The following is a 21,149-nucleotide window of genomic DNA, read 5'->3' as shown; positions in this document are numbered from 1 at the left end:
CCTGCTCGCCCTCGGGTTCCGCCCGGGGCTGCCCCGGGCGGCGTACCCGGGGGTGCTGCGGCGGGCGCTGCTGTCGCCCGCGGCGCTGGCGCGGACGGTGTCCGGGCGGGTGGGCGAGAACCTGCGCGCGCCGGGGCGGGCCGCCGTCGTGCTGGCGGTGCACGCGCTGCCGCTGCCGGTGCTGGCCGGGTGGTCGGCCCGGGCGCTGCTGGTCTGGTCGCTGGCCTGGCTGCTCCCGCTCACCCTCGGCTACCACGTCAGCATGGTGCTGTACGCGATCGGCCTGCACACCTGGTTCAGCGAGAGCGGCGAGCCGGGCTGGGCAGGCTACGCGGAGAAGACCGGCGCGCGGTTCTTCGGGGACCCCTGCCCGCCGCGCGGGGCCGTGCTCGGCTGGGTGGTCTGGTGGGGGCGGCTGCTGGCCGGGCATCTGGTGGTGGCCCGCCTGCTGGTGGTCGGATTCACCGACAACGGCTGCCACGACGCCCACCACCTCGACCCGAGGGGCCGCCGGTTCGACTGGTGCAACAGCGCATATGCGCGAATGGAGCTGATGGCCGGATGGCCGCAGGCGCGGGCGGTGTTCTGGCACAGTTGGAGCATCAACGAGGCGATCTCGGATAATTTCGCCAGGTTGGCAGCGTCTGCGGCAAATGGCCGCCACATGGCGTGATCAACCGCGTAATTCCGGTTAATATCAGGCCTTAGTCGGGCCAGCGGATCATTTTCCTAGAACGGAAGCCCTGATGGGTGAACATCCCTTCTTTCACAAATGGGCCAGTAAGTGCTGTGCGCCCCCAAACCGGACAGAAGCGCCCCTGGACCGGCTCAAGGCGGGCGCCGATGGGCACCGCGGCAGCGCTTAGCGCCTCCTTCGCCCGGGAGATGACCGACCGGCTGGCCGCCCGCACCCCCGATGAGCTGGCCGAACGCACCGGGCTCCAGGTGGCGACGGTGGTCGGGCTGAGCGCCGGCGAGCTCTTCTCGTGGGAGGTCGTGAGCGCCTGCCTGAGCGCCGCCGACACCCCGCCGGCCGCCATGGTGGCCCTGCGCAACCGGTGGGTCCAGGTCGAGGCCGCGTGGTGGGCGGAACGCGAACCGCAGCTGCTGAAAAAGATCGAATCAGAGCTGGAGAGGGCGAAGGCGAAGGCCGGGCGGGGCGCGTTCGACAAGAAGGCGTTCGACCGGAAGGTGTTCGAGGCCCATCGCCCGCAGGCGCCCTGGCGGAAAATGCTCGGGCCGTCCGCCGGATATGTCCGATGGGGAATGACCGATCTGGCCGATGACCGGCGGCTGCCCGATCCGGCCGCCTCGACTTCGGTGAAGCAGTTCTACGAGAAATTGAAGCAATTGCATCTGTGGGCGGGCAGCCCGTCCGCGAACGAGATCGAATACCGCTCGTGGGGCGCCCTCAGCCACAGCACCGCCAACACCATGCTCGGGCCCACCCGCCACCTCCAGGGCCACCAGCAGGGGCGCGGTCTTGACCGCAACAACGTGCGCTACCTGGTCGCCGTGTTCGGGCTGCCGCCCGCCGAGGTGGCCCGGTGGGGCGACGCCTACGACCATGTACGCCGCCTGCCGGTGGTGGACCCCGAGCAGGAAGCGGCGGCGGCCCGGGCGGAGCTGGCGGCCGAGATCGCACGTCGGCGGGCGGCCGAGGAAGCGCTCGCCGAGGCGTTACAGCGAAGCGGCCGAACCGGGCGGTTGGCGCCGACCTGGTGGCGAACGATCGCGCTGGCCCTGGCGGTGGCCCTGCCGCTCACCCTGATCGTGACCGACACCGGCCTGCGGGCCGGCGCCGGCGTCCGCCACGTGCTCCAGGCGCCGGAGGCGTACCGGCTGGTTCCCGGCCCGCGCGGGGTGCGCGTGCCGCTGGACATCGGACCGGGGGAGTGGGCGCTCAGCCTGCGCCTGCGGCTGGCGGGGATGTTCCAGGCCGACACCTGCGTGCACGGATCGCGCGCCGCCTACCAGGTCCGCCGCCAGGGCGCGGTGCTCCACCGGGGCACGTTCGAGCGCGGCCGGGCCGAGCTGACCACGCCGCCGCTCCCGCTCGGCACCGGTCCGGGCCGGGTGGAGATCGTGCTCGTGGTCACCGTCCCCCCGCTCACCGGTGACGGCTGCGAATTCCTGCTCGACCCCACCGGCACCACGCTCAGCACCGGCTCCCCCTAGTCAGGAGATGTCATGCGGCGATGGATCACCGCCCTGCTGGCCACCACCGCCGTCGTGGCGTGCAGCGGCCAGCCCACCCCTGCCGCCACGCCGAGCCCGGGGCTCAGCCGCTTCCACGGCAACCCGAACCTCCGCATCGGCACCCAGGCCGACCAGCCCGGCCTCGGCCTGTACGACACCACCACCTACCTGTGGTCGGGCCTCGACGTGGACATCGCCAACTACGTGATGGCGCAGCTGGGCGTGCCCACCACGCCCAGCAACCCGCACATCTACCAGGTGCTGGCCGCCGACCGGGAGGAGCAGCTGCTCAACAACCAGAAGGACCTGATCATCGCCAACTACTCGATCACTGACGGACGCATCCAGCAGGGCATCACGTTCACCGTGCCGTACCTGCTCAGCTACCAGGACATTCTGGTGCGCGGCGCGGACAAGGACACCATCAGGACCGTGGACGACCTGCGTGGCAAGCGGGTCTGCGCGGGGGCGGAGGGCACCACGCCGTTCCACCACCTGAGCACCATCAACCAGGAGCGCGGTCTGGGCCTGGTGCTGCGGCCGGAGGTCGGCACCAAGGTCTGCGCCGAGAAGCTGAACGCCGGTGAGGTGGACGCGTTCGTGTCCGACAGCGCCATCCTGCTCGGCTACCTCACCAGCTATCCGACCCTGCACCTGGTCGGTACCAAGGTCTGGCCCCGCCCCGAGCAGTACGGCATCGGCCTGGTCGCCCACTCCCCGGCCGACGTCGCCGAGCTCAACACCATCATCCGCCGCATGATCGCGGACGGCAGCTGGAAAAGGGCGATTATCGCGAATTTCTGCCCGCAGCCGTCCGATTCCCCGTGCCATGTCGCGCAAATCTTCCTGGACAGCCCCCCGCCGGTGAACTGAACACGAGGGGGCCCGCCTGGGAAACGGCGGCGCGCCCCCTCGTCTCTCCGTCACGAGGGCCATTCTCCGGGCCAACGGATCAAGGTCGCCCCGCATGGGAGATGAGCGCGGAATTCCCGCGGCCCGCACTCAAGTTAAACCGCCCGGTGGCGGCTGACCAGGTGTCCCGGCGGGGTGCCCCTACGCTCTCCAGGATGTTCCCGCAGGTCGGGGTGGCGGCCCTGGGCCATCCTGGACACATCCAGGTTGCCGGTCCTGCCGTCCCGGATGCCGCTGGACGCCGTTCCCGCCGCGGCGGAGTGTTTGAATATCGCGGACGGCCAGCGTAATTGCCGCCGCCACTTCTCAGGGGGAAATTCACCATGCGAGCCGCGCTCCGCGCCGTCCTGGCCTGCCTGTTATGTGTCGCGTGCGGCGGCAACCCATTTCCCGCGGAATTACGGGTGGGCGTGTACGCCGATATACCGGGAATCGGGGAACGCGACGCGGCCGGCCGCTGGTCGGGCTTCGAGATCACGCTCGTCGAGCAGGTGCTCCACAGGCTCGGGACCCGCGCGAGCTTCCGGGCGGTCACCGCAGAGGAGCGGGACGCCCGGCTGCTCGGCGGGGAGCTCGACCTGGTGGTGGCCACCTACTCGATCACCGACGAGCGGATCGCCAGGGGGATCGCGTTCACTGTGCCCTACCTGCTGAGCTATCAGGACATCCTGATTCGCGGCACGGACGCCGAGGTCATCCGTACGGTGGCGGACCTGCGGGGCAGGCGGGTCTGCACGGGCCCGCCGAACGCGACGCCCTACCAGCATCTGGCCTCGGTGAACCGGGGGCAGGACCTGGGGATCGAGATCGTCACCCGGGCCAGCAGCAGCCCGCTCTGCGTGGACCTGCTGATGGCGGGCACGGTGGACGCCGTGGTCAGCGACGCCGCGATCCTGTCCGCCAGCGTGCTCCGCCATCCGGGACTCCGCCTGGCCGGCACGCGGATCTGGCCGCGACCCGAACAGTACGCCTTCGGGCTGGCCGGGCCCGCCGCGGCGCGGACCGAGCGCCTGGACGCCGCGATCCGGGAGATGGTGGCGGATGGCAGCTGGCGGCGGGCGCTGATCGACAGCTTCTGCCCGGGGGGCGGCGAACCGCCGTGCCACACCGCGCAGGTATTCCTGAAATATCCCCCCACGGCGTGACCCCTCTTACCGCGAGCTGATTTCTCGCAGGAGCTGTTCCCAGCGGGGGCCGATGACGCTCATGTCGTACTGGGCGGCGGTGATCCGGCCCTGGGTGGCGAGCTTGGTGCGCAGGTCCGGGTCGATGATCAGGGTGCTGATGGCGTCGGCGAGGGCGTGAATCTTCTGGGGCGGGACGAGCAGGCCGTCGTGGCCGTGGGTGATGATTTCCGCCGGCCCGGTCGGGCAGTCGTAGGCGACTACGGGGACGGCTTTGCTCATGGCCTCCAGGACGGTCATGGGCATGCCTTCGCGGCGACTGCTGAGAATGAAGAGGGCGGCGTCGGCGAGCACGGCGCCGGCGTCCTCGGCGGGGCCCATGAGGTGGACGCTGCCGGTGAGCTCGCGCTTGTCGATGGATTCCCGGAGCTTGTCGTGGCGGGGGCCGCGGCCGTAGATGCGCAGGGTCCAGTCGGGGTGGCGGCGGTGGACGTGGGCCCAGGCGCGGATGAGGAGATCGTAGCCTTTCGCGTGGTTCAGGCGGCCGATGGCGACGGCGACCGGAGCCGTGCGGTGGGCGGGCGGGCCGTTGAGGCGGGTGACGGCGTTGGGAATCTGGACCAGGCGGGCGGGTGGGCGTTTGAGGGCTTTCCGGTACGCGCCGAGGTCGGCCTGGGTGAGCGTGACGAGGGCGGTGAGCCTGCCGTACCGGCGGAGGATCTGCTTGCGGGTTTCGGGCTGGTGGGCGGCGAGGTTGGCGTGTTCCTGGCCGATGGTGATGACCTCCGGGCCCGCGGCCCTGGCGATGAGGAGGTTGAGGGCGGGCCGGGTGCCGATGAGGACGCCGCCGCGGCGGCTACGGATGTAGCGCAGCAGCGCGAGATCGGTCCTGAGGGTGAACCAGTGGCCGGCGGTTTCGTCGGATGGGGTTAATCGGCTGCGGAAGTGGTTCGCCAGGCCCCTTCTCCCGTTGACACGGTCGTCGAGGTAGCGGACGCGGACGCCGGGCGGGACCTCGAAGAACGGTTCCGGACTCTCGCGGACGACGCTGACGATCTCGACGTCATGGTCCTGGGCGAGATGCCCGGCCAGGTTGAACACGGTCCGGATGGTGCCGCCCATGCCGTTGGCGTGCAGCAGGAGAATGCGGACCTCCCGGGTGTCCGGCGGCGGAGCCTTCCTGGCCCGGCGCCGGTCCCGTGCTTCGAGTACGCGGATGACGGCGCGCCGCAACGCCCCCGAGATCGACAACTGTGCCCCCAGTATGTGTGTCCCCTACTCCCCTGGGACGCTGCGGGCAGCCCTCTTTGTTGGTGTGATGTGGGTCACACTGTCCTGCCTTAGCAGACGGACGCCGTTCTGTCGATACCCCAGATATGGGTGGCGAGGTCAGCACGTTCGGGGGAATCGCGGCCGGTCGGCAGGCGACGAGCCTGAGCCCATGCTTACTCACCGGAACACGAAGACCACGCTCGCCGTGGCCGCCGCGCTGGCGGGATTGGCCGGTTGCGGCACGGGGGAGACCGCCACCACCCCGGAGACCGGCGAGGCGAGGATGGCCGCGCTCCACCAGAAGCTCTCCCAGTGCATCCGCGACAACGGAGTTCCCGGCTTTCCGGACATGATCTTGGGTGCGGACGGCAGGTGGAAGCTGCCCGCGGGCGCCTCGCCGCCTCCGGCGGCGGCGGAGCGGGCCTGCCAACCCGTCCTGCGGGAGATCGCGCAGGTGGGCCGGGAGACCGGCGGGCCCGCGTCGGAAAGCGACATGGCCGCATGGCGCGAGTTCGCCCGGTGCATGCGCGAGAAGGGTGTCACCGACTGGCCGGACCCCGACCCCGACGGCTATTTCACGCTGCCGGCGCGGCTCACCGACCGGAACAACCCCGATGTCGCCAAGGCGCAGACCCAGGCCTGCCAGTCCAGCCTGCCGGGTGGCGTGCTGAAGGCGCGGGGCGGCAAATGACAAGCCGGAGCGGCCTGTTCGCGCTCGCGGTGGCCGGGGCCGGTGTGTGGTTCCTCGTCAACCGCTCCGCCGGGTCCGCTGGGCCCACGCCGCCGCCCAGCGTGGCCACCTCGACCGCGGAGGTGGTGCGCACCGACGTGGCCGAGCGCCGCCTGGTGAACGGCACGCTCGGGTACGCCGGGTCGCACGAGCTGACGGCCGGCCGCGGCGGCATCGTGACCTGGCTCCCGAAGGCCGGTACGGTCCTGCGGCGCGGCATGGCCGCCTACGAACTCGACGGAGCCCGCGCCCTGCTGATGTACGGGGACCGCCCGGCCTGGCGCGACCTCCGCCTCGGCGTCCCCGACGGGGCCGACGTGCTGCAGCTGGAACGCAACCTCGTCGCCCTCGGCCACGGCAAGGGCCTGACGGTCGACCGGCACTTCTCGCCGGCGACGTACTACGCGGTACGCCGCTGGCAGAAGGCGGCCAAGCTGACGGTCACCGGCGAGGTGCCGCGCGGCCAGGTCGTGTTCGCCCCTGCGGCTGTCCGCGTCAGCGGGTCCGACGTGCGTCTCGGGGGCATCGCGGCCCCCGGGCAACTCCTCCTGCACGGCACCGGGCAGAAGCCGGCCGTGCTGGTGAAGCTCTCGCCCGGCGACCTGCCGCGGATCCAGGTGGGCGACTCGGTGGTTGTCACGCTGCCCGACGGGTCGCCCGGGGAAGGGAAGGTCGGCTCGATCGATGCGGTCGCCCTGGCCGCGGACGGCGACGGCATGTCGGTGGCACCGGTGACGATCACGCTGTCCGGCAAGGGGAAGATCCGCGGCTTCCTCGACCAGGCAGGCGTCCAGGTCGCCATCGTGGCCCGCGAACGCGAGGACGTGCTGGCCGTGCCCACCACGGCGCTGCTGGCCCGCCCCGACCGGACGTACGAGGTCGTCGTCGTGCAGGGCGCCACCCGGCGGCACGTGACCGTGGCGACGGGCCTGTTCGACGAGTCCAAGGGGCTGGCCGAGGTCACCGGAGACCTGTCGCCCGGGATGCCGGTGGAGGTGCCCGGTGACGGTTCTTGAGCTCAGTGACGTGCGCAGGTCCTACCCGGGAGAACCCCCGGTCGAGTCGGTCCGCGGGGTGAGCCTGGCCGTCGAGGAAGGCGAGATGATCGCCATCGTCGGCGCGTCGGGGTCCGGCAAGTCCACCCTGCTCCATCTCATGGCCGGGCTTGACCGGCCCACCAGCGGCTCGGTCCGGCTGGACGGCCGGCGGATCGAGCTGCTCACCGACCCGCAGCTCGCGGGCTTGCGCGCCTGGCGGGTGGGCGTGGTCTTCCAGCGGTTCTTCCTCCTGGAGACCCTGACCGCCGTCGAGAACGTCGCCTCGGGACTGCTGTACCGGGGCGTGCCCGCGCGGGAGCGGCGGCGGGCCGCGGTCGAGGCGCTGGAGGCGGTCGGGCTCGGCCACCGGCTGCACCACCGGGTGACCAAACTGTCCGGTGGCGAACGCCAGCGCGTGGCCATCGCGCGCGCCATGGTGGGCCGCCCGGCGATCGTCTTCGCCGACGAGCCGACCGGAAACCTGGACTCCGCCAACGGCGCGGGCGTCCTGACCCTCATGCGGGAGCTGAACGAGGCCGGCACCACCCTGGTGGTCGTGACGCACGAGGAACTGGTCGCCGCTGCCTGCCGGCGCCGGATCGAACTCCGGGACGGGGTGGTGATCTCGTGACCGGCACACGCGAGGACCGGCTGTGGCGCAGCCGCCTGCGGCTCGGCGACGTCATCCCGACCGGCACCCTGGGCCTGCGCTTCCGGCGGGTCAGGACGGCCCTGTCGGCGCTGGGCATCGCGATCGGCATCGCGTCGATGGTCGCCGTGCTCGGCGTCACCGAGTCCAGCTCCGCCCAGCTGCTCGGCCGGCTGGAGGCGCTCGGCACCAACCTGCTCACCGTGGTCAGCGGCAGCAACCTGGGCGGCACCGAGGTCATGCTCCCTGACGAGGCGGCGGCGATGATCCGGCGGGTGCCCGGCGTGCTGGGCGTGGCGCCCACCGCGCGGATCAGCGACGCCAACGTCTACCGCAACGACCGCATCCCCCTGGGACAGACCGGCGGTCTGACCGTACGGGCGGGGGATGAGACGCTGCTGGAGACGCTGCGGGGTTCGGTCATGGCGGGGCACTTCATGGGCGCGGGACCCGCGCCGGTGACCGTGCTCGGCCGGGACATGGCCACCCAGCTCGGCATCGCCCGGCTGGACGCCGACACCCGGGTGTGGCTCGGCGGCCAGTGGTTCACCGTGATCGGGATCCTCAACACCTTCCCCCTCCAGCCCGAGATCGACAGGTCGGCGCTGATCTCGTTCGCCGCGGCCAGGGAGCGGCTGGGGTACACGGGGGCGCCCAGCCGCATCTACGTCCGCACCGACCCCGACCGGGTGACGGAGGTGAGCCAGGTGCTCGCCGCGACCGCCAACCCGGCCAGCCCGTTCTCGGTGCGGACCAGCAGGCCCTCGGACGCGCTGACGGCGCAACTGGCGGTCAAGCAGTCGGCGGGCGTGCTGTTCCTCGGCCTCGGCGGCATCGCGCTGCTGGTCGGGGCCATCGGCATCGCCAACGTGATGGTGATCTCGGTGCTGGAACGGCGCTCGGAGATCGGCCTGCGACGGACCCTGGGCGCCACCCGGAGGCACATCGCCGTGCAGTTTCTCACCGAGTCGCTCGTCCTGGCCACGCTGGGCGGCGCCTGCGGGGTGCTGATCGGCTCAGCCGTCACCGCGGTCCTGGCCCTCGCCCGGGGCTGGGAGCCGGCGATCCCGCCCGGCGCCCTGTCGGGCGGATTCGGCGTGTCGCTGGTCGCCGGGGCGATCGCCGGGCTCTACCCGGCGCTGCGCGCCGCCCGGTTGTCGCCGACCGACGCCCTGCGCACCGGCGGCTGACGACAGTGCCTCCCCGAGCGGCACCAGGCCGCACTGCAGGCCGAAGATGGCGGCCTGCGTGCGGTCCTGGAGCCCGAGCTTGGCCAGCAGGCTGGAGACGTAGGTCTTCACCGTCTCCTCGCTGAGCGACAGCACGCGGGCGATCTCCCGGTTCGAGCGGCCATGCGACAGGGACGCCAGCACCTCGCGTTCCCGGGGCGACACCACCCGCAGCGGATCGTCGGGACGGCCGTGCGCCTGCTGAACCAGCAGCGCCGCCACCGCGGGGTCCAGCACGCTCCGGCCCTGCACGGCCGCGCGCACCGCCTCCACCACCTGGTCGCTGGCGGTGGTCTTCGGCAGGTAGGACAGCGCCCCGCCGCGCAGCGCGTTCAGCACCTGGTCGTCCTCCACGTACGAGGTGAGGACGATCACCGGCGGCCGGAACCCCTGCTCCGTCAACCGGGACAGCACCCCAAGACCGTCCAGACCCGGCATCAGCAGGTCGAGCACCACCACGTCGGGCCGCAACCCGGCGATGGCCGCCAGGGCGGACTCCCCGTCGGCGCACTCCCCGGCGACCTCGATGTCCGGCTCCTCCTCCAGCGCGTACCGCAGGCCGTGGCGGACGACCTGGTGGTCGTCGACGATCAGCACACGGATCACGCCGTACCTCCCGGGGTTCGTGGAACACGGACGTGGACGGTGGTGCCCGCGCCCGGCGCGCTCGCCACCTGGATGGTGCCGCCGATTTCGGTGATCCGCTCACGCATCAGCCGCAACCCCAGGCCGTGTCGCTCGGCCACTGACTCCGGATCGAACCCCCGGCCCTGGTCGCGGACCAGCACTTCCACGCCGCCGTTCGAGGCGGCCAGGCGGAGTTCGGCGGTCTGCGCGCCGCCGTGCCTGGCCGCGTTGCCGAGCGCCTCCTGCACCACGCGCAGCAGCGTGTGCTCCGTCTTCGGGTCCAGCTCCACCTCCGCCAGGTCGGCGGTGACGGTCATGCCCAGACGCACCTCGTACGTCCGGCACAGTTCGCGCAGGGCCGGGACCAGGCCCGCCTCCGCGAGCTCCGCCGGCCGCAGTTCCAGCAGCATCGCGCGCATCTCCCGCATGGTGCGCCCGATCGTCTGCTCCATCGTCGCGGCCTGGGCCCTGGCGCGCGATTCCGGCGGCAGCGTCCGGCGCAGTGTGCCCGCCACCAGGCTCAGCGAGAACAGGTCCTGGGACACCGAGTCGTGCAGTTCCCTGGCCATCCTGGCCCGCTCGACCAGCAGGGCCTGCGCCGCGGCCGCCTCGCGTTCGGCGCGCACGGCCGCCTCGACCCGCTCGCTCATCGTGTTGAAGCTCTCCTCCAGCCGCCCGACCTCGTCGGCGCCCGAGACCGGGACGCGCGACCCCAGATCGCCTTCGGCCATCGCCGCCGTCCTCCTCGACAGCCGCGCCACCCGGGAGACCAGCTTGCGCGTGCTGAGCAGCCCGAACCCGGCGCACACCGGCACGAGCAGCAGCAACGCGAGCACGGCCGTCCCCAGCCAGCCGGTCCCGTTGGCTTTCCAACCGGAGGTGATGACGGGCGGGGACGGGGCGGGGCCGTGGGCGGCGGGCGAGTCCCGCGCCCACACGTACACGACCCCGATCACGCGCCCATCGGCCTGGATGGGGCTGGTCGCCCAGGCGACGGGCTGCCCCGGCCGGGTGCCCATCCCGCCGCGCGCCGCCGTGCCGCCCGGGAATCCGGGCGGCGTCGAACCCGCGCCGCTGACCGGTGGAACCGACGGCCACACCAGTCGGCCGTCGGTTCCCACCACCCCCCGGACCATCGTCAGCCCGTCGTGTTCCCGCGCCGCCCCCGCAGGGCCCGCCCACCGTTCGGCCACCCGCACCAGCAGTTCACGGTCGGAGAGCCCACCGTCCCGTTCCGCCAGGTCGGCCGCGGCCAGACCGATCCCCATGGCGTCGCCCGCCGCGAGCACCTCGGCCTGGTCCTGCGGCGGGCGGCTCCAGTCCTTGGCGTACTCCACGCTGATCCACGGCGACAGCCCGCGCGGCACGACGAACCAGCCGATCATCGCCGCCAGAAAGGCCGCCACCGCCGAAATCAGCACATACGACACAGCCATGCGAAACCTGAGGCCGGTACGGGAGAACATGAGAAGCCTCCGCCGCGCAGTGGCGGCCCGGATTCCGGGCCTCCGGCATGCCGATCCTGCAGAACAAACTATCCGACAGCTCGGTTGTCGAGGCCGGTGTGCAGGTGGTGGGTGAGCAGGGTGCGGATCGCGGCGGTCTGGGGGGAGGGGAGGAGCTGGGTCAGGAAGATCGCGGTCAGTTGGTGGTAGGGGTCGATGAGGAAGGTGGTTCCGGCGGCGCCGGACCAGGTGTACTGGCCGGGGGCGCAGGGGACGCCGCGGGAAAGTGGGTCCAGGTCGACGGCGAAGCCGAGGCCGAAGCCGAGGGCGTCGTAGCGGCCGGGTTCGGGGATGGTCACGGCGGTGCGGGCGAGGTCGGTGCCGTCGGGTAGGTGGTTGGCGGTCATGAGATCGACCGTCTCGGGGGCCAGCAGACGGGTGCCGTCGAGGGTGCCGCCGTTGAGCAGCATCTGGGTGAAGCGGTGGTAGTCGGCCATGGTGGACAGGAGGCCGCCGCCACCGCACAGGAAACCGGAGGTCTCCAGGACGGTGCCGTCGGGGTGTTCGACCAGGTCGCCGGTCTCGGAGTGGGTGTACATGCGGGTGAGGCGGGCGCGCTGGGCCGGGGTGGGGGTGAACGTCGTGTCGGCCATGCCCAGGGGCGTGAGGACGCGTTCGGTGAGGAAGACGTCCAGGGGCTGCCCGGAGACGACCTCGATCAGGCGGCCGAGGACGTCGGTGGCGACGCTGTAGTTCCAGCGGGTGCCCGGTTCGAAGAGCAGGGGGAGCCCGGCCCAGGCGTCGGTCAGCTGGGCCAGGTCGCGGCCTGGTGGCCGGGGGGAGCCGAGACCGTGGGCGCGGTAGATCTCGTCCAGCGGGTGGTCGAGGAAGGCCCCGTAGGACAGGCCCGAGGTGTGCTGGAGCAGGTGGCGGACCTGGATGGAGCCCTTGGCGGGTTCGGTTTGCGGGGTGTTCGCGTCGCCGCCGGTGTGGATCCGCATGTCGCGGAAGGCCGGTAGGTGGCGTTCGAGGGGGTCGGTCAGGTCGAGGCGGCCTTCCTCGCAGAGGATCATCGCGGCGACCGAGGTGACGGGTTTGGTCATCGAGTAGAGGCGGACGAGGGCGTCGCCGGGCAGGCCGTACGTGCGGTCGTGGACGGTCTCGCCGTGCCGGGTGACCAGGAGGTGCCAGCCGGGGAGCCGGCCGGTGTCGGTGTGCTCGCGCAGGCGCTCGTCCAGTTCGGCCAGGCCGGCTGGGTCGAGGCCGTGGGCGACGGGGGTCGGCGCGCTCCGCATGGGCCGGTTTCCTCTCCGGGGATGGCCGCCGGTTGATGGGGCCATTCGCGGATGGTGGCCTACGGCCTGTCACTGAGTCAAGAGTGTGGACTCTTGTTCAGGTATGCGAACACACCAAGTAGCCATAAATCAGACATATGGGAAACTGGCTATCGAATAGGGCGACATTGATCAAATTTGGGTGGCTGGTTCATGTATGTGAACTTCGGTTCTCATCCTTGACAGGTTCGTCCGTGGTGCCGCACGATTCCGGTCGTGTGAACGGTGCGTTACCAGAGGCGCGTTCCGGAGGGCCGTAAACCAGAAGGGCAGTTCACGATGATGAGGCAGCAGACAGACTCGCCGTTGAGTTCGCTGCGCACAGGCGGGCGCGTCGACCCGCTGGGCATGCCCGCAACTCCGCCGCGCCTGTCCTGGTCGGTCGGGCCGGAGGCCGGAATTGATTACGGCACGACCTTCGAGGTGTCCGTGGCCGACTCGGACGGGTCTCCGCTGTGGTCCGGCGGCGGAACGCGACCCTGGGTGAGCTACGAGGGGCCGGCGCCCACCTCCCGGCAGCGGCTGCGCTGGACGGTCAGTGCCCTGGATCGTTCCGGTCGGCGGCACACCAGTGACGTCGCGTCGTGGGAGGTCGGGCTGGCCTCGCCCGCCGACTGGCAGGCCGAGTGGATCAGCGCGGCACCGGTGCCGTTCGCCCGGGAGAGCTGGGACCCCTGTCCGTACCTGCGGCGTGAGTTCGACGTCGCGGAGACCGGCGTCGTCCGGGTGTACGCGAGCGCCCTCGGCCTCTACCGCCTCTGGCTGAACGGCGTCGAACTGACCTCCGACGCGCTGTACCGGCCGGGCTGGACCGACTACTCGATCCGGGTCCACCACCAGACCTTCGACGGCACCGCCGCGCTGCGGCCCGGGCGCAACACCCTCACCGCAGTCCTGGCCAAGGGCTGGTACGCCGGACGCCTCGGCCTGCTCCGTGAGCCCGGCTACTACGGCGACCGACCGGCCTTCCTGGCCCAGGTGGAGGTGGACGGCGTCCCCGTCGTCGCGACCGACGCCGGATGGCGCACCGGGCACGGCGCGATCCAGGCCTCCGACCTGCTCCGCGGCGAGATCCAGGACCTGCGTCAGGAACCGGAGGGCTGGCGCCTGACCGGGTTCGACGACAGCGCCTGGACACCCGCTCTGCCGTTCGCGGGAGCGCCGGACCTGGTGCAGCCGCAGCCGCACGAGTCCATCACCGGTTATGAGATCCACCAGGGCCGGCTGGTTCATGAGCACGCACGCGGACCGGCCGTCTTCGACTTCGGGCAGAACCTGGTCGGCTGGACCCGGCTCAGCACGCCCTGCGCGCCCACGGTCGAGCTGATCGTGCGGCACGGCGAGATCCTCACCCCGGACAACCTGGTCTACCGGGACAACCTGCGCGGCGCCTTCCAGGAGGACCGCTACACCGTGCCCGACGAGGGGCCGCACCGCCTGGAGCCCGCCTTCACCATGCACGGGTTCCGGTACGCCGAGGTGTGGGGCCTGCCGTCGACCACGCCGTACGGCAAGTACCAGGTGCTGCCGGAGACCACCATCGAGGCGCTCTCGGTGACCGGCCTGCCCACCAGGACCGGCTGGTTCGAGTGCTCCGACGAGCGGCTGACCCGGCTGGCGGCCAACGTGGAGTGGACCGTACGGGACAACTTCCTGGAGGTGGCCACCGACTGCCCGCAGCGGGACGAGCGGCACGGCTGGCTGGGCGATGCGGGCGTGATCGCCCCGACCGCCGCCTACCACTTCGACGTCTCCGCCTTCCTCACCAAGTTCGCCCAGGACGCGGCCGACACCCAGAGCGAGGACGGCGCCATCCGCAACTACGCGCCGGCCGTGCCGCCGAGCACGCTGGTGCCGGGCGCGCCCGGCTGGTCGGACGGCTTCATCCGGCTGGTCCACCTGCTCGTCCAGCGGTACGGCGAGCTGGCCACCGCGCGCCGGCTGTACCGGCCCATGCTCCGCTTCCTCGACCACGTCGACCGCGCCAACCCCGACGGCCTGCGGATCAACCAGACCGGCGCCGACTTCGGCGACTGGCTCTCGCTGCCCGAGCGGGACGGGCTGCCCCGGCACACCGGCTTCGAGTACACCGGCGCGTACTCGACCACGCCCCGGCCGATCGTCGGCACCGCGCACAGCTACCGCTCCTTCGTCCAACTCGCCGAGATCGCGCGCCGGCTGGGCGAGGACGGCGACGCGGCCCGGCTGGCGGACCGCGCCGAGCAGATCCGCGCCGCCTACCTGGAGGCGTTCCTGCTGCCGGACGGCAGCATCAAGGAGGCCACCCAGACCGCCTACGCCCAAGCCGTCGGTTACGGCCTGGCGCAGGGGGAGCTCGCCCGGGAGCTGGCCGACCGGCTCCGCGAGAGCATCGAGCGCATCGGGTACGTGACCGCCGGGATCCACGGCGTCGAGCACGTGCTGCCCGTGCTCAGCGCGTACGGCCACGCGGACTTCGCCACCGCGATGCTGCTCCGCGACCGGATGCCCAGCTGGCTCTACATGGTCGGCCAGGGCGCGACCACGATCTGGGAGAAGTGGAACGCCATCGAGCCGGACGGCACGCTGGCCACCGCCGAGATGAACTCCTTCAACCACTGCGCGCTCGGCGCGGTCGGCCGCCACCTGTTCGAGGGCGTGGCCGGCATCGACGCCACCGAGACCACCTGGACCGGCGAGGTCGTCGTCCGCGCGAACTACCCGCGTGAACTCGACTGGGTCAAGGCCGCCTACGACAGCCCGGCCGGTCTGATCCGCAGCCACTGGAAACGGTCCGGTGAGGTGGTCGAGCACGAGCTGGAGGTGCCCGGGGCCGCGTACGCGACCGTGCACCTGCCTGACGGCGTCCAACGGCTGGGCCAGGGCCGCCACACCCTCCGCGTGCAACTGGACGGGCGATGAGGACGCGCAAGGCGCTGCTCCGGCTGGCCCGGCTGGCGGCCGTCCTGCTCGTGGTGTCGACGCTCTGCTTCCTCAGCCTCAACCTGCTGCCGGGCGACCCGGCCCGGGCGATCCTCGGCGAGTCGGGCACCCCGGAGTCGGTGGCGGCGCTGCAGCAGGAGCTCGGCCTGGACCAGCCGCTGGCCGACCGGTACGTGACCTGGCTGGGCAACATCCTGCAGGGCGACTTCGGCCGCTCCTACGCCAACCGGCAGCCGGTCGCCGACATCATCCTGCAGCGGGCCCCGGTGACCATCGAGCTCATCGTCCTGAGCCAGCTCATCGCGCTCGCGGTGGCCGTGCCGCTGGCCGCCGTCGCCGCGGCCAGGCGGGGGACCGCCGTGGACCGGGGCATCAGCTCGCTGGTGTTCCTGGCCGTCTCGGTGCCCTCCTTCGTGCTGGCGTTCGTCCTGATCTGGGTGTTCGCCATCAAGCTCGGGCTCTACCCGGCCAACGGCTTCATCCCGGTCAGCGACGGGCTGGGGCAGAACCTCGGCTCGCTCTTCCTGCCCGCCCTCGCGCTGGCCGCCGGACCGGCCGCGCTCTACCAGCGGGTGCTCAGGGCGGACCTGGTGGAGACCTACGGACAGGAGTTCATGAACGTGGCCCGCGCCAAGGGGATCTCGCCGCTGCGGATGGCCGTGCGGCACGCGTTCCGGCCCAGCCTGCTCGGGCTCACCACCTCGCTCGGCGTGGTGGTCGGCATGCTCATCGGGTCGAGCGTGATCATCGAGAACCTGTTCAGCCTGCCGGGTCTCGGCTCGATCCTGGCCCAGTCGGTGAGCGCCCGCGACTACGTCACCGTGCAGGGCGTGGTACTGGTGGCGGCCACCTCGTTCGTACTGATCAACGCGCTGGTGGACCTGCTGTACACCTTCATCGACCCCCGGCTGCGCAAGCCGCGCACGCGGGGCCGGCAGGCCAGGCGCGCCCGTGAGGTGCCGGTCGCATGAGCACCGCCATCCTCCCCACCGGTTCCTGGCGGCGGCGCCTGCGCGCCTGGCGGCTGACCGACGCGCTGTCGCTGACCTGGCTCGGGCTGCTCGCCCTGGCCGCGCTGGCGCTGCCGCTGTTCCTCCAGCTCGACACCGAGACCATGTCGGCGACCGAGCGGCTGGCCGGCCCGTCCGCCCAGCACTGGCTCGGCACCGACAACTACGGCCGCGACCTGCTCGCCCGCGCCCTGTCCGGCGCGCGTGTCTCGCTGCTGATCGGGTTCGGCTCGGTGGCCGCGGCCGCCCTCATCGGGGTGCCGCTGGGCATGCTGGCCGGCTACCTGAAGGGCGCGGTGGACGCGGTCATCTCCTTCGTCGTGGACGTGATCCTCGCCTTCCCCGGGCTGGTGCTGGCGCTCGCGCTGGCCTCTTTCCTCGGGGCCTCGGTGAGCAACGTGATGATCGCGATCGTGGTGCCGATGACGCCGGTCTTCGTCCGGCTGGCCAAGGCGCAGACGATGTCGGTGGCGGGCCGCGAGTACGTCGAGGCGAGCCAGGTGATCGGCACCCGCACCTGGTCCATCGTGGTCCGCGACGTGCTGCCCAACATCCTTCCGGCGGTGCTGGCGTACGCGCTGGTCAGCGTGGGGTCGGCGATCCTCATCGAAGGCGGCCTGAGTTTCCTGGGCATGGGCGTGCCGCCCGAGCAGCCCTCCTGGGGAAGCATGATCAACAACGGCCGGATCTTCATCAGCGAGGATCCCCGCCTGGTCGCCGTGCCCTCGCTGTTCATGCTGCTCACCATCCTCGGCCTCAACCTGATCGCCGACCGGTTCCTTTCCCCGTCCGCCGCCGCGACCGGAGGTGTGCGATGACCGACGGCACCCTGCTGAGCATCAAGGACCTGGTCGTGGAGTTCCCCACCGGCGCCGGCACGGTCCGCGCCGTCGACCACGTCAGCCTGGAACTCGGCTACGGCGAACGCCTGGGCATCGTCGGGGAGTCGGGCTCCGGCAAGAGCGTGCTGGCCCGCACCGCGATGGGGCTCACCCGGCCGGGCACGGCCAGGATCAGCGGCCAGGTGACCATCGCCGGGCACCCTGTGCTGGAGTTGGGCGAGCGCCGCCGCCGCGCGCTGTGGGGCCGCGAGGTCGCCATGGTCTTCCAGGATCCGCTGAGCGCCCTGCACCCGATCACGCCGATCGGCGAGCAGATCGCCGAGGCGGCCCGCCGCGACCCCCGCACCACCCGCCGCCAGGCGGCCGCCCGCGCGGTCGAACTGCTGGAGACCGTGGGCATCCCGCAGGCGACGCGCCGGGTGCACGCCCGCGCCCACGAACTGTCCGGCGGCATGCGGCAGCGGGTGGCCATCGCGATGGCCATCGCCTGCCGTCCCAAGCTGCTGTTCGCCGACGAGCCGACCACCGCGCTGGACGTCACCGTGCAGGCCCGCATCCTCGACCTGTTCGACCAGCTCTGCGCGGAGTTCGGGATCGGCCTGGTGATGGTCAGCCACGACCTGGGCGTCGTCGGCCGCCACACCGACCACGTGGCCGTCATGTACGCCGGGCGCATCGCCGAACGCGGCCCCGTCCGCGCGGTCTTCGCCCGGCCGAGCATGCGCTACACCAGCGCGCTCATGGCCGCCATCCCACGCCATCGCGCGGCGGAGCAGTCGCTGCCCAGGCCCATCCCCGGGCAGCCGCCCAACCTGCTCGCCCCGCCCCCCGGCTGCCGGTTCGGCCCGCGCTGCGGGCAGGCCTCGCCGCGCTGCCACGCCGAGCAGCCGCCGCTGCTCGCCCTCGGCGACGCCCCCGGCCACGAGTACGCCTGCTGGCACCCCGGAGAGGCGGACCGATGAAGCAGCCGATCTTCACCCTTGAGAACGGCTCCGTCCGGTACGGCCACGGCCACCCCGACGCGGTCTCGGACGTCACCGTCCGCCTCTACCCGGGCGAGATCCTCGGCCTGGTGGGGGAGTCCGGCTGCGGCAAGTCCACCACGGCGCGGGCGATGCTCGGCCTGGTCCCGCTGAGCGCGGGCCGCCTGACCCTGCACGGCACCCCCGTGAACCCGCACGACCGGCGGCTGCGCGCGGCCGTACAGGCGATCTTCCAGAACCCGGCCGCGTCCTTCAACCCGCGCCGCTCGCTGCTGGACTCGGTCGCCGAACCGCTGCGGGTGCACGGCCAGGGCACGGCCAGGCAGCGGCGCGAGCGGGCGCTGGAGGAGCTCGACCGGGTCGGCGTCACCGCCCAGATGGCCGCTCGCCGCCCGAACGAGGTCTCCGGCGGCCAGTGCCAGCGGGCCGCCATCGCGCGGGCCACCATCCTCCGGCCGGAGGTGCTGGTCTGCGACGAGCCGGTCTCCGCGCTGGACGTCTCCATCCAGGCCCAGATCCTGGAACTGCTGGCCGAGCTCCGCACCGAGCAGGGCCTGGCCATGCTGTTCATCTCCCACGACCTCGGGGTCGTGGCCTCCCTGTGCGACCGGACCGCCGTCATGTACGCCGGGCGGATGGTGGAGCAGGGCGCCGCGACCGAGATCGCGGGCAACCCGCGCCACCCCTATTCGGTCGCCCTCCAGGACGCCGTGCCGTCCCTGGACCTGAGCGATGGCCTCGCCCCCAGGATCCGCACCAGGACCGGGGCCGACGACGTGGACGGCCGCCTGCTGCCCGGCTGCCGCTTCGCCGCGCTCTGCCCGTCGGCCACCCCCGAGTGCACCGCCGCCGCGCCCGTGCTCGCCGAACTGGCCCCGCGGCACGAGGTCGCCTGCCACCACCCCTTCGACCCCGCCCCCTAGCAATCCCCCCAGAAAGAAGGCAAGGCTATGCGCGTCCCATATCGGCGCATGAGCAGGGCGATCGCCCTGTTCGTCGCGCCCGTCACCGCGATCACCTTGGCCGCCTGCACCGTGCAGAACGGCACCACCCCCGGCGCCACCGGCGCTTCCGGCACCGCCGACGCCGCACCCAGGACCGGCGGCACGCTGACCGTCGCCACCGGGGCCGACCTCACCACCCTCGACCCCTCCAAGGGCTCGGCCAACACGATGGCGCTGATCGGCTCGGCCGTCTACGACACGCTCATGGTGGTGCCGAAGATCGGCGACCAGCCGCAGCCCAACCTGGCCAAGTCGCTGGTGGAGAGCGCCGACCAGATGAGCTGGGAAATGACCCTGCCCACCGGCGTGCAGTTCAGCGACGGGACGCCGTTCGACGCCGAGGCGGTCAAGTTCAACCTGGACCGGAACCGGGCCGAGGGCTCGACCGCCGCCGCGCTGCTGTCCTCCATCGACTCGGTCGAGGTCAAGGACCCGGCCACGGTCGTCATCAAGCTGAAGCAGCCGTTCGCCAACCTGCCGTACGTGTTCGCCTACGACGGCTCCGGCACGGCAGGATACGTGGCCTCCCCGGCCGCGCTGAAGCAGTACGGCGACGACTACACCGCGCACGCCGCCGGGACCGGCCCCTACAAGCTCCAGTCCTGGTCCCCGGGCAACCCCGTGGAACTCGTCCGCAACCCCGACTACTGGAACAAGGACAAGCCCGTCTACCTGGACAAGGTCGTCGTCAAGACCATCGCCGACCCGCAGAGCGCCTACCAGGCGCTGCTGGCCGGGGACATCGACCTGATGGCCACCACCTCCTCCACGCTGATGAAGACGGCCAAGGGCAACAGCCAGGTCAACTTCGTCCAGGGTGTCGGCGGCGACCAGGACAGCATCATCCTCAACGTGACCCGGCCGCCCTTCGACGACGAGCGCGTCCGCCAGGCGGTGTCCAAGGCGCTCAACCGTCAGGAGATCGTCGACCTGACCACCGAGGGCCTGGGCAAGCCGGCCGTCAGCCTCTTCCCCGAGGGCAACCCGTTCCACGGCACCGAGGCCAACCCCGGGTACGACCAGGCGGGGGCGCAGGAGCTGATCAAGGCGTACGAGGCGGACACCGGCAAGAAGGCGTCCTTCACCTACACCTGCAGCAACCTCCGCCCGGCCACCGACGTGATCGTCTCCCAGCTCAAGGCGGCAGGGTTCGACGTGAAGCTGGACGCGCTGGAGCCCGCCGCCTGGCTGGCCCAGTTCTTCGGCAAGAAGTACTCCTCGATCTGCTGGACGATGGCCGGTTTCCTCACCCCTGATCTGCTGCCGTACCGGTTCCTGCACTCCGGCGGGGACCTGAACACCGGCGGGTTCAAGGACCCGGCCTTCGACGAGAAGGCCGAGGCGGCCCGCGTCGCCAAGAGCCCCGAGGAGCAGAAGAAGCTCTGGAACGAGGCGGACGCGGTGCTGACCAGCGAGCTGCCGTGGGTGTGGACGACCAGCACGCCGATCGGCTTCATCTGGGGCAAGCGGGTGCACAGCGTCGACCTGGACGAGCCCAGCCGGATGCGCTACAGCGTGCCGAGCTTCCTGAACGCGTGGGTCAGCTGACCGAAGGGCGGGAAACCATGGATTGGACGGATCGTGTCGGTGTCGTGACCGGCGCCGCGTCGGGGATCGGCGCGGCCACGGCCCTGCGCTTCGCCGCGCGCGGGATGCACGTCATCGGTTTCGACGTCGACGCGGCCGGCCTGGCCGCCACCCGCGAGGCGATCGAGCGGGCGGGCGGCACGGCCACCGCCGAGGTGGTCGACGTCGGCGACGGCGAGGCGGTGCGCCGCGCCGTCGCCGCCCTCGGGGACGCGCACGGCCGCCTGGACGCGGTGGTCAACT

At 71.8% G+C, this 21,149-nt stretch carries 18 protein-coding genes and 1 pseudogene; 15 read left to right on the top strand and 4 right to left on the bottom strand.

The window, feature by feature from the left end; translation table 11 throughout:
• The 4 genes from KIP79_RS44450 to KIP79_RS44435 all read left to right on the top strand — a co-directional run.
• On the top strand, positions 1-673 hold a 673-nt coding region (locus KIP79_RS44450; RefSeq protein WP_214111106.1), incomplete at its 5' end, for a hypothetical protein.
• A gap of 170 nt (positions 674-843) precedes the next feature.
• On the top strand, positions 844-2,178 hold the full coding sequence (locus tag KIP79_RS44445) for a hypothetical protein (RefSeq protein ID WP_214111105.1): 1,335 nt from the start codon (positions 844-846) through the stop codon (positions 2,176-2,178).
• A gap of 12 nt (positions 2,179-2,190) precedes the next feature.
• Entirely contained in the window at positions 2,191-3,072 is an 882-nt protein-coding gene (locus tag KIP79_RS44440; RefSeq protein ID WP_214111104.1) for a transporter substrate-binding domain-containing protein, read from the top strand.
• A gap of 362 nt (positions 3,073-3,434) precedes the next feature.
• A complete protein-coding gene (locus KIP79_RS44435) occupies positions 3,435-4,256 on the top strand; it encodes a transporter substrate-binding domain-containing protein (protein ID WP_214111103.1) in 822 nt (273 codons plus the stop codon).
• A gap of 6 nt (positions 4,257-4,262) precedes the next feature.
• Here the strand turns inward: KIP79_RS44435 and KIP79_RS44430 are convergent, their stop codons facing one another.
• Positions 4,263-5,486, bottom strand: a complete 1,224-nt coding sequence (locus KIP79_RS44430; protein WP_250214876.1) for a glycosyltransferase family 4 protein — start codon at positions 5,484-5,486, stop codon at positions 4,263-4,265.
• Positions 5,487-5,676: 190 nt separating this feature from the next.
• Here KIP79_RS44430 and KIP79_RS44425 point away from each other — a divergent pair, with 190 nt between their 5' ends.
• From KIP79_RS44425 to KIP79_RS44410, 4 genes are read left to right on the top strand one after another with little or no spacing between them, the layout of a single operon-like run.
• A complete protein-coding gene (locus tag KIP79_RS44425) occupies positions 5,677-6,198 on the top strand; it encodes a hypothetical protein (protein WP_214111102.1) in 522 nt (173 codons plus the stop codon).
• Positions 6,195-7,253 carry a peptidoglycan-binding protein gene (locus KIP79_RS44420; protein WP_214111101.1) on the top strand — a complete coding sequence of 353 codons (1,059 nt, stop codon included), beginning with the start codon at positions 6,195-6,197 and terminating at the stop codon, positions 7,251-7,253. Before KIP79_RS44425 ends, KIP79_RS44420 begins: the two co-directional genes overlap by 4 nt.
• Positions 7,240-7,905, top strand: a complete 666-nt coding sequence (locus KIP79_RS44415) for an ABC transporter ATP-binding protein (protein WP_214111100.1) — start codon at positions 7,240-7,242, stop codon at positions 7,903-7,905. The genes KIP79_RS44420 and KIP79_RS44415 overlap by 14 nt, the downstream gene beginning before the upstream one ends.
• Positions 7,902-9,113 carry an ABC transporter permease gene (locus KIP79_RS44410; RefSeq protein WP_308170232.1) on the top strand — a complete coding sequence of 404 codons (1,212 nt, stop codon included), beginning with the start codon at positions 7,902-7,904 and terminating at the stop codon, positions 9,111-9,113. The genes KIP79_RS44415 and KIP79_RS44410 overlap by 4 nt, the downstream gene beginning before the upstream one ends.
• Before the next feature lie 57 nt (positions 9,114-9,170).
• Here the strand turns inward: KIP79_RS44410 and KIP79_RS44405 are convergent.
• The 3 genes and pseudogenes from KIP79_RS44405 to KIP79_RS44395 all read right to left on the bottom strand — a co-directional run.
• Positions 9,171-9,749, bottom strand: a pseudogene (locus KIP79_RS44405) (response regulator); the annotation flags it as partial.
• Between the two features lie 5 nt (positions 9,750-9,754).
• Positions 9,755-11,215: a HAMP domain-containing sensor histidine kinase gene (locus tag KIP79_RS44400; protein ID WP_214111099.1), complete on the bottom strand. Its 1,461-nt coding sequence runs from the start codon at positions 11,213-11,215 to the stop codon at positions 9,755-9,757.
• Positions 11,216-11,313: 98 nt separating this feature from the next.
• Complete coding sequence (locus tag KIP79_RS44395; protein ID WP_214111098.1) at positions 11,314-12,519, bottom strand: serine hydrolase domain-containing protein; 1,206 nt, start codon at positions 12,517-12,519, stop codon at positions 11,314-11,316.
• Between the two features lie 318 nt (positions 12,520-12,837).
• On the opposite strand from KIP79_RS44395, the gene KIP79_RS44390 reads away from it, so the two are divergent.
• The 7 genes from KIP79_RS44390 to KIP79_RS44360 form a co-directional block, all read left to right on the top strand.
• Positions 12,838-15,459 (top strand): family 78 glycoside hydrolase catalytic domain, encoded by a 2,622-nt coding sequence (locus KIP79_RS44390; RefSeq protein ID WP_214111097.1) that lies wholly within the window; start codon positions 12,838-12,840, stop codon positions 15,457-15,459.
• Positions 15,456-16,451: an ABC transporter permease gene (locus tag KIP79_RS44385; RefSeq protein WP_214111096.1), complete on the top strand. Its 996-nt coding sequence runs from the start codon at positions 15,456-15,458 to the stop codon at positions 16,449-16,451. Before KIP79_RS44390 ends, KIP79_RS44385 begins: the two co-directional genes overlap by 4 nt.
• On the top strand, positions 16,448-17,308 hold the full coding sequence (locus KIP79_RS44380) for an ABC transporter permease (protein WP_214111095.1): 861 nt from the start codon (positions 16,448-16,450) through the stop codon (positions 17,306-17,308). The genes KIP79_RS44385 and KIP79_RS44380 overlap by 4 nt, the downstream gene beginning before the upstream one ends.
• Positions 17,305-18,294 (top strand): ABC transporter ATP-binding protein, encoded by a 990-nt coding sequence (locus KIP79_RS44375; RefSeq protein WP_214111094.1) that lies wholly within the window; start codon positions 17,305-17,307, stop codon positions 18,292-18,294. The genes KIP79_RS44380 and KIP79_RS44375 overlap by 4 nt, the downstream gene beginning before the upstream one ends.
• Positions 18,291-19,238 (top strand): ABC transporter ATP-binding protein, encoded by a 948-nt coding sequence (locus tag KIP79_RS44370; RefSeq protein WP_214111093.1) that lies wholly within the window; start codon positions 18,291-18,293, stop codon positions 19,236-19,238. Before KIP79_RS44375 ends, KIP79_RS44370 begins: the two co-directional genes overlap by 4 nt.
• 48 nt (positions 19,239-19,286) lie before the next feature.
• On the top strand, positions 19,287-20,867 hold the full coding sequence (locus tag KIP79_RS44365; protein WP_214111092.1) for an ABC transporter substrate-binding protein: 1,581 nt from the start codon (positions 19,287-19,289) through the stop codon (positions 20,865-20,867).
• A gap of 44 nt (positions 20,868-20,911) precedes the next feature.
• A partial coding sequence (locus tag KIP79_RS44360; RefSeq protein WP_214111091.1) for an SDR family NAD(P)-dependent oxidoreductase occupies positions 20,912-21,149 on the top strand: 238 nt, incomplete at its 3' end.

Origin of the sequence: Acrocarpospora catenulata, from assembly GCF_018476525.1 — a bacterium.
Taxonomy (GTDB): domain Bacteria; phylum Actinomycetota; class Actinomycetes; order Streptosporangiales; family Streptosporangiaceae; genus Acrocarpospora; species Acrocarpospora catenulata.
The sequence above is the reverse complement of the archived record's forward strand: the minus strand, read 5'-3'. Positions and strand labels throughout refer to the sequence as shown.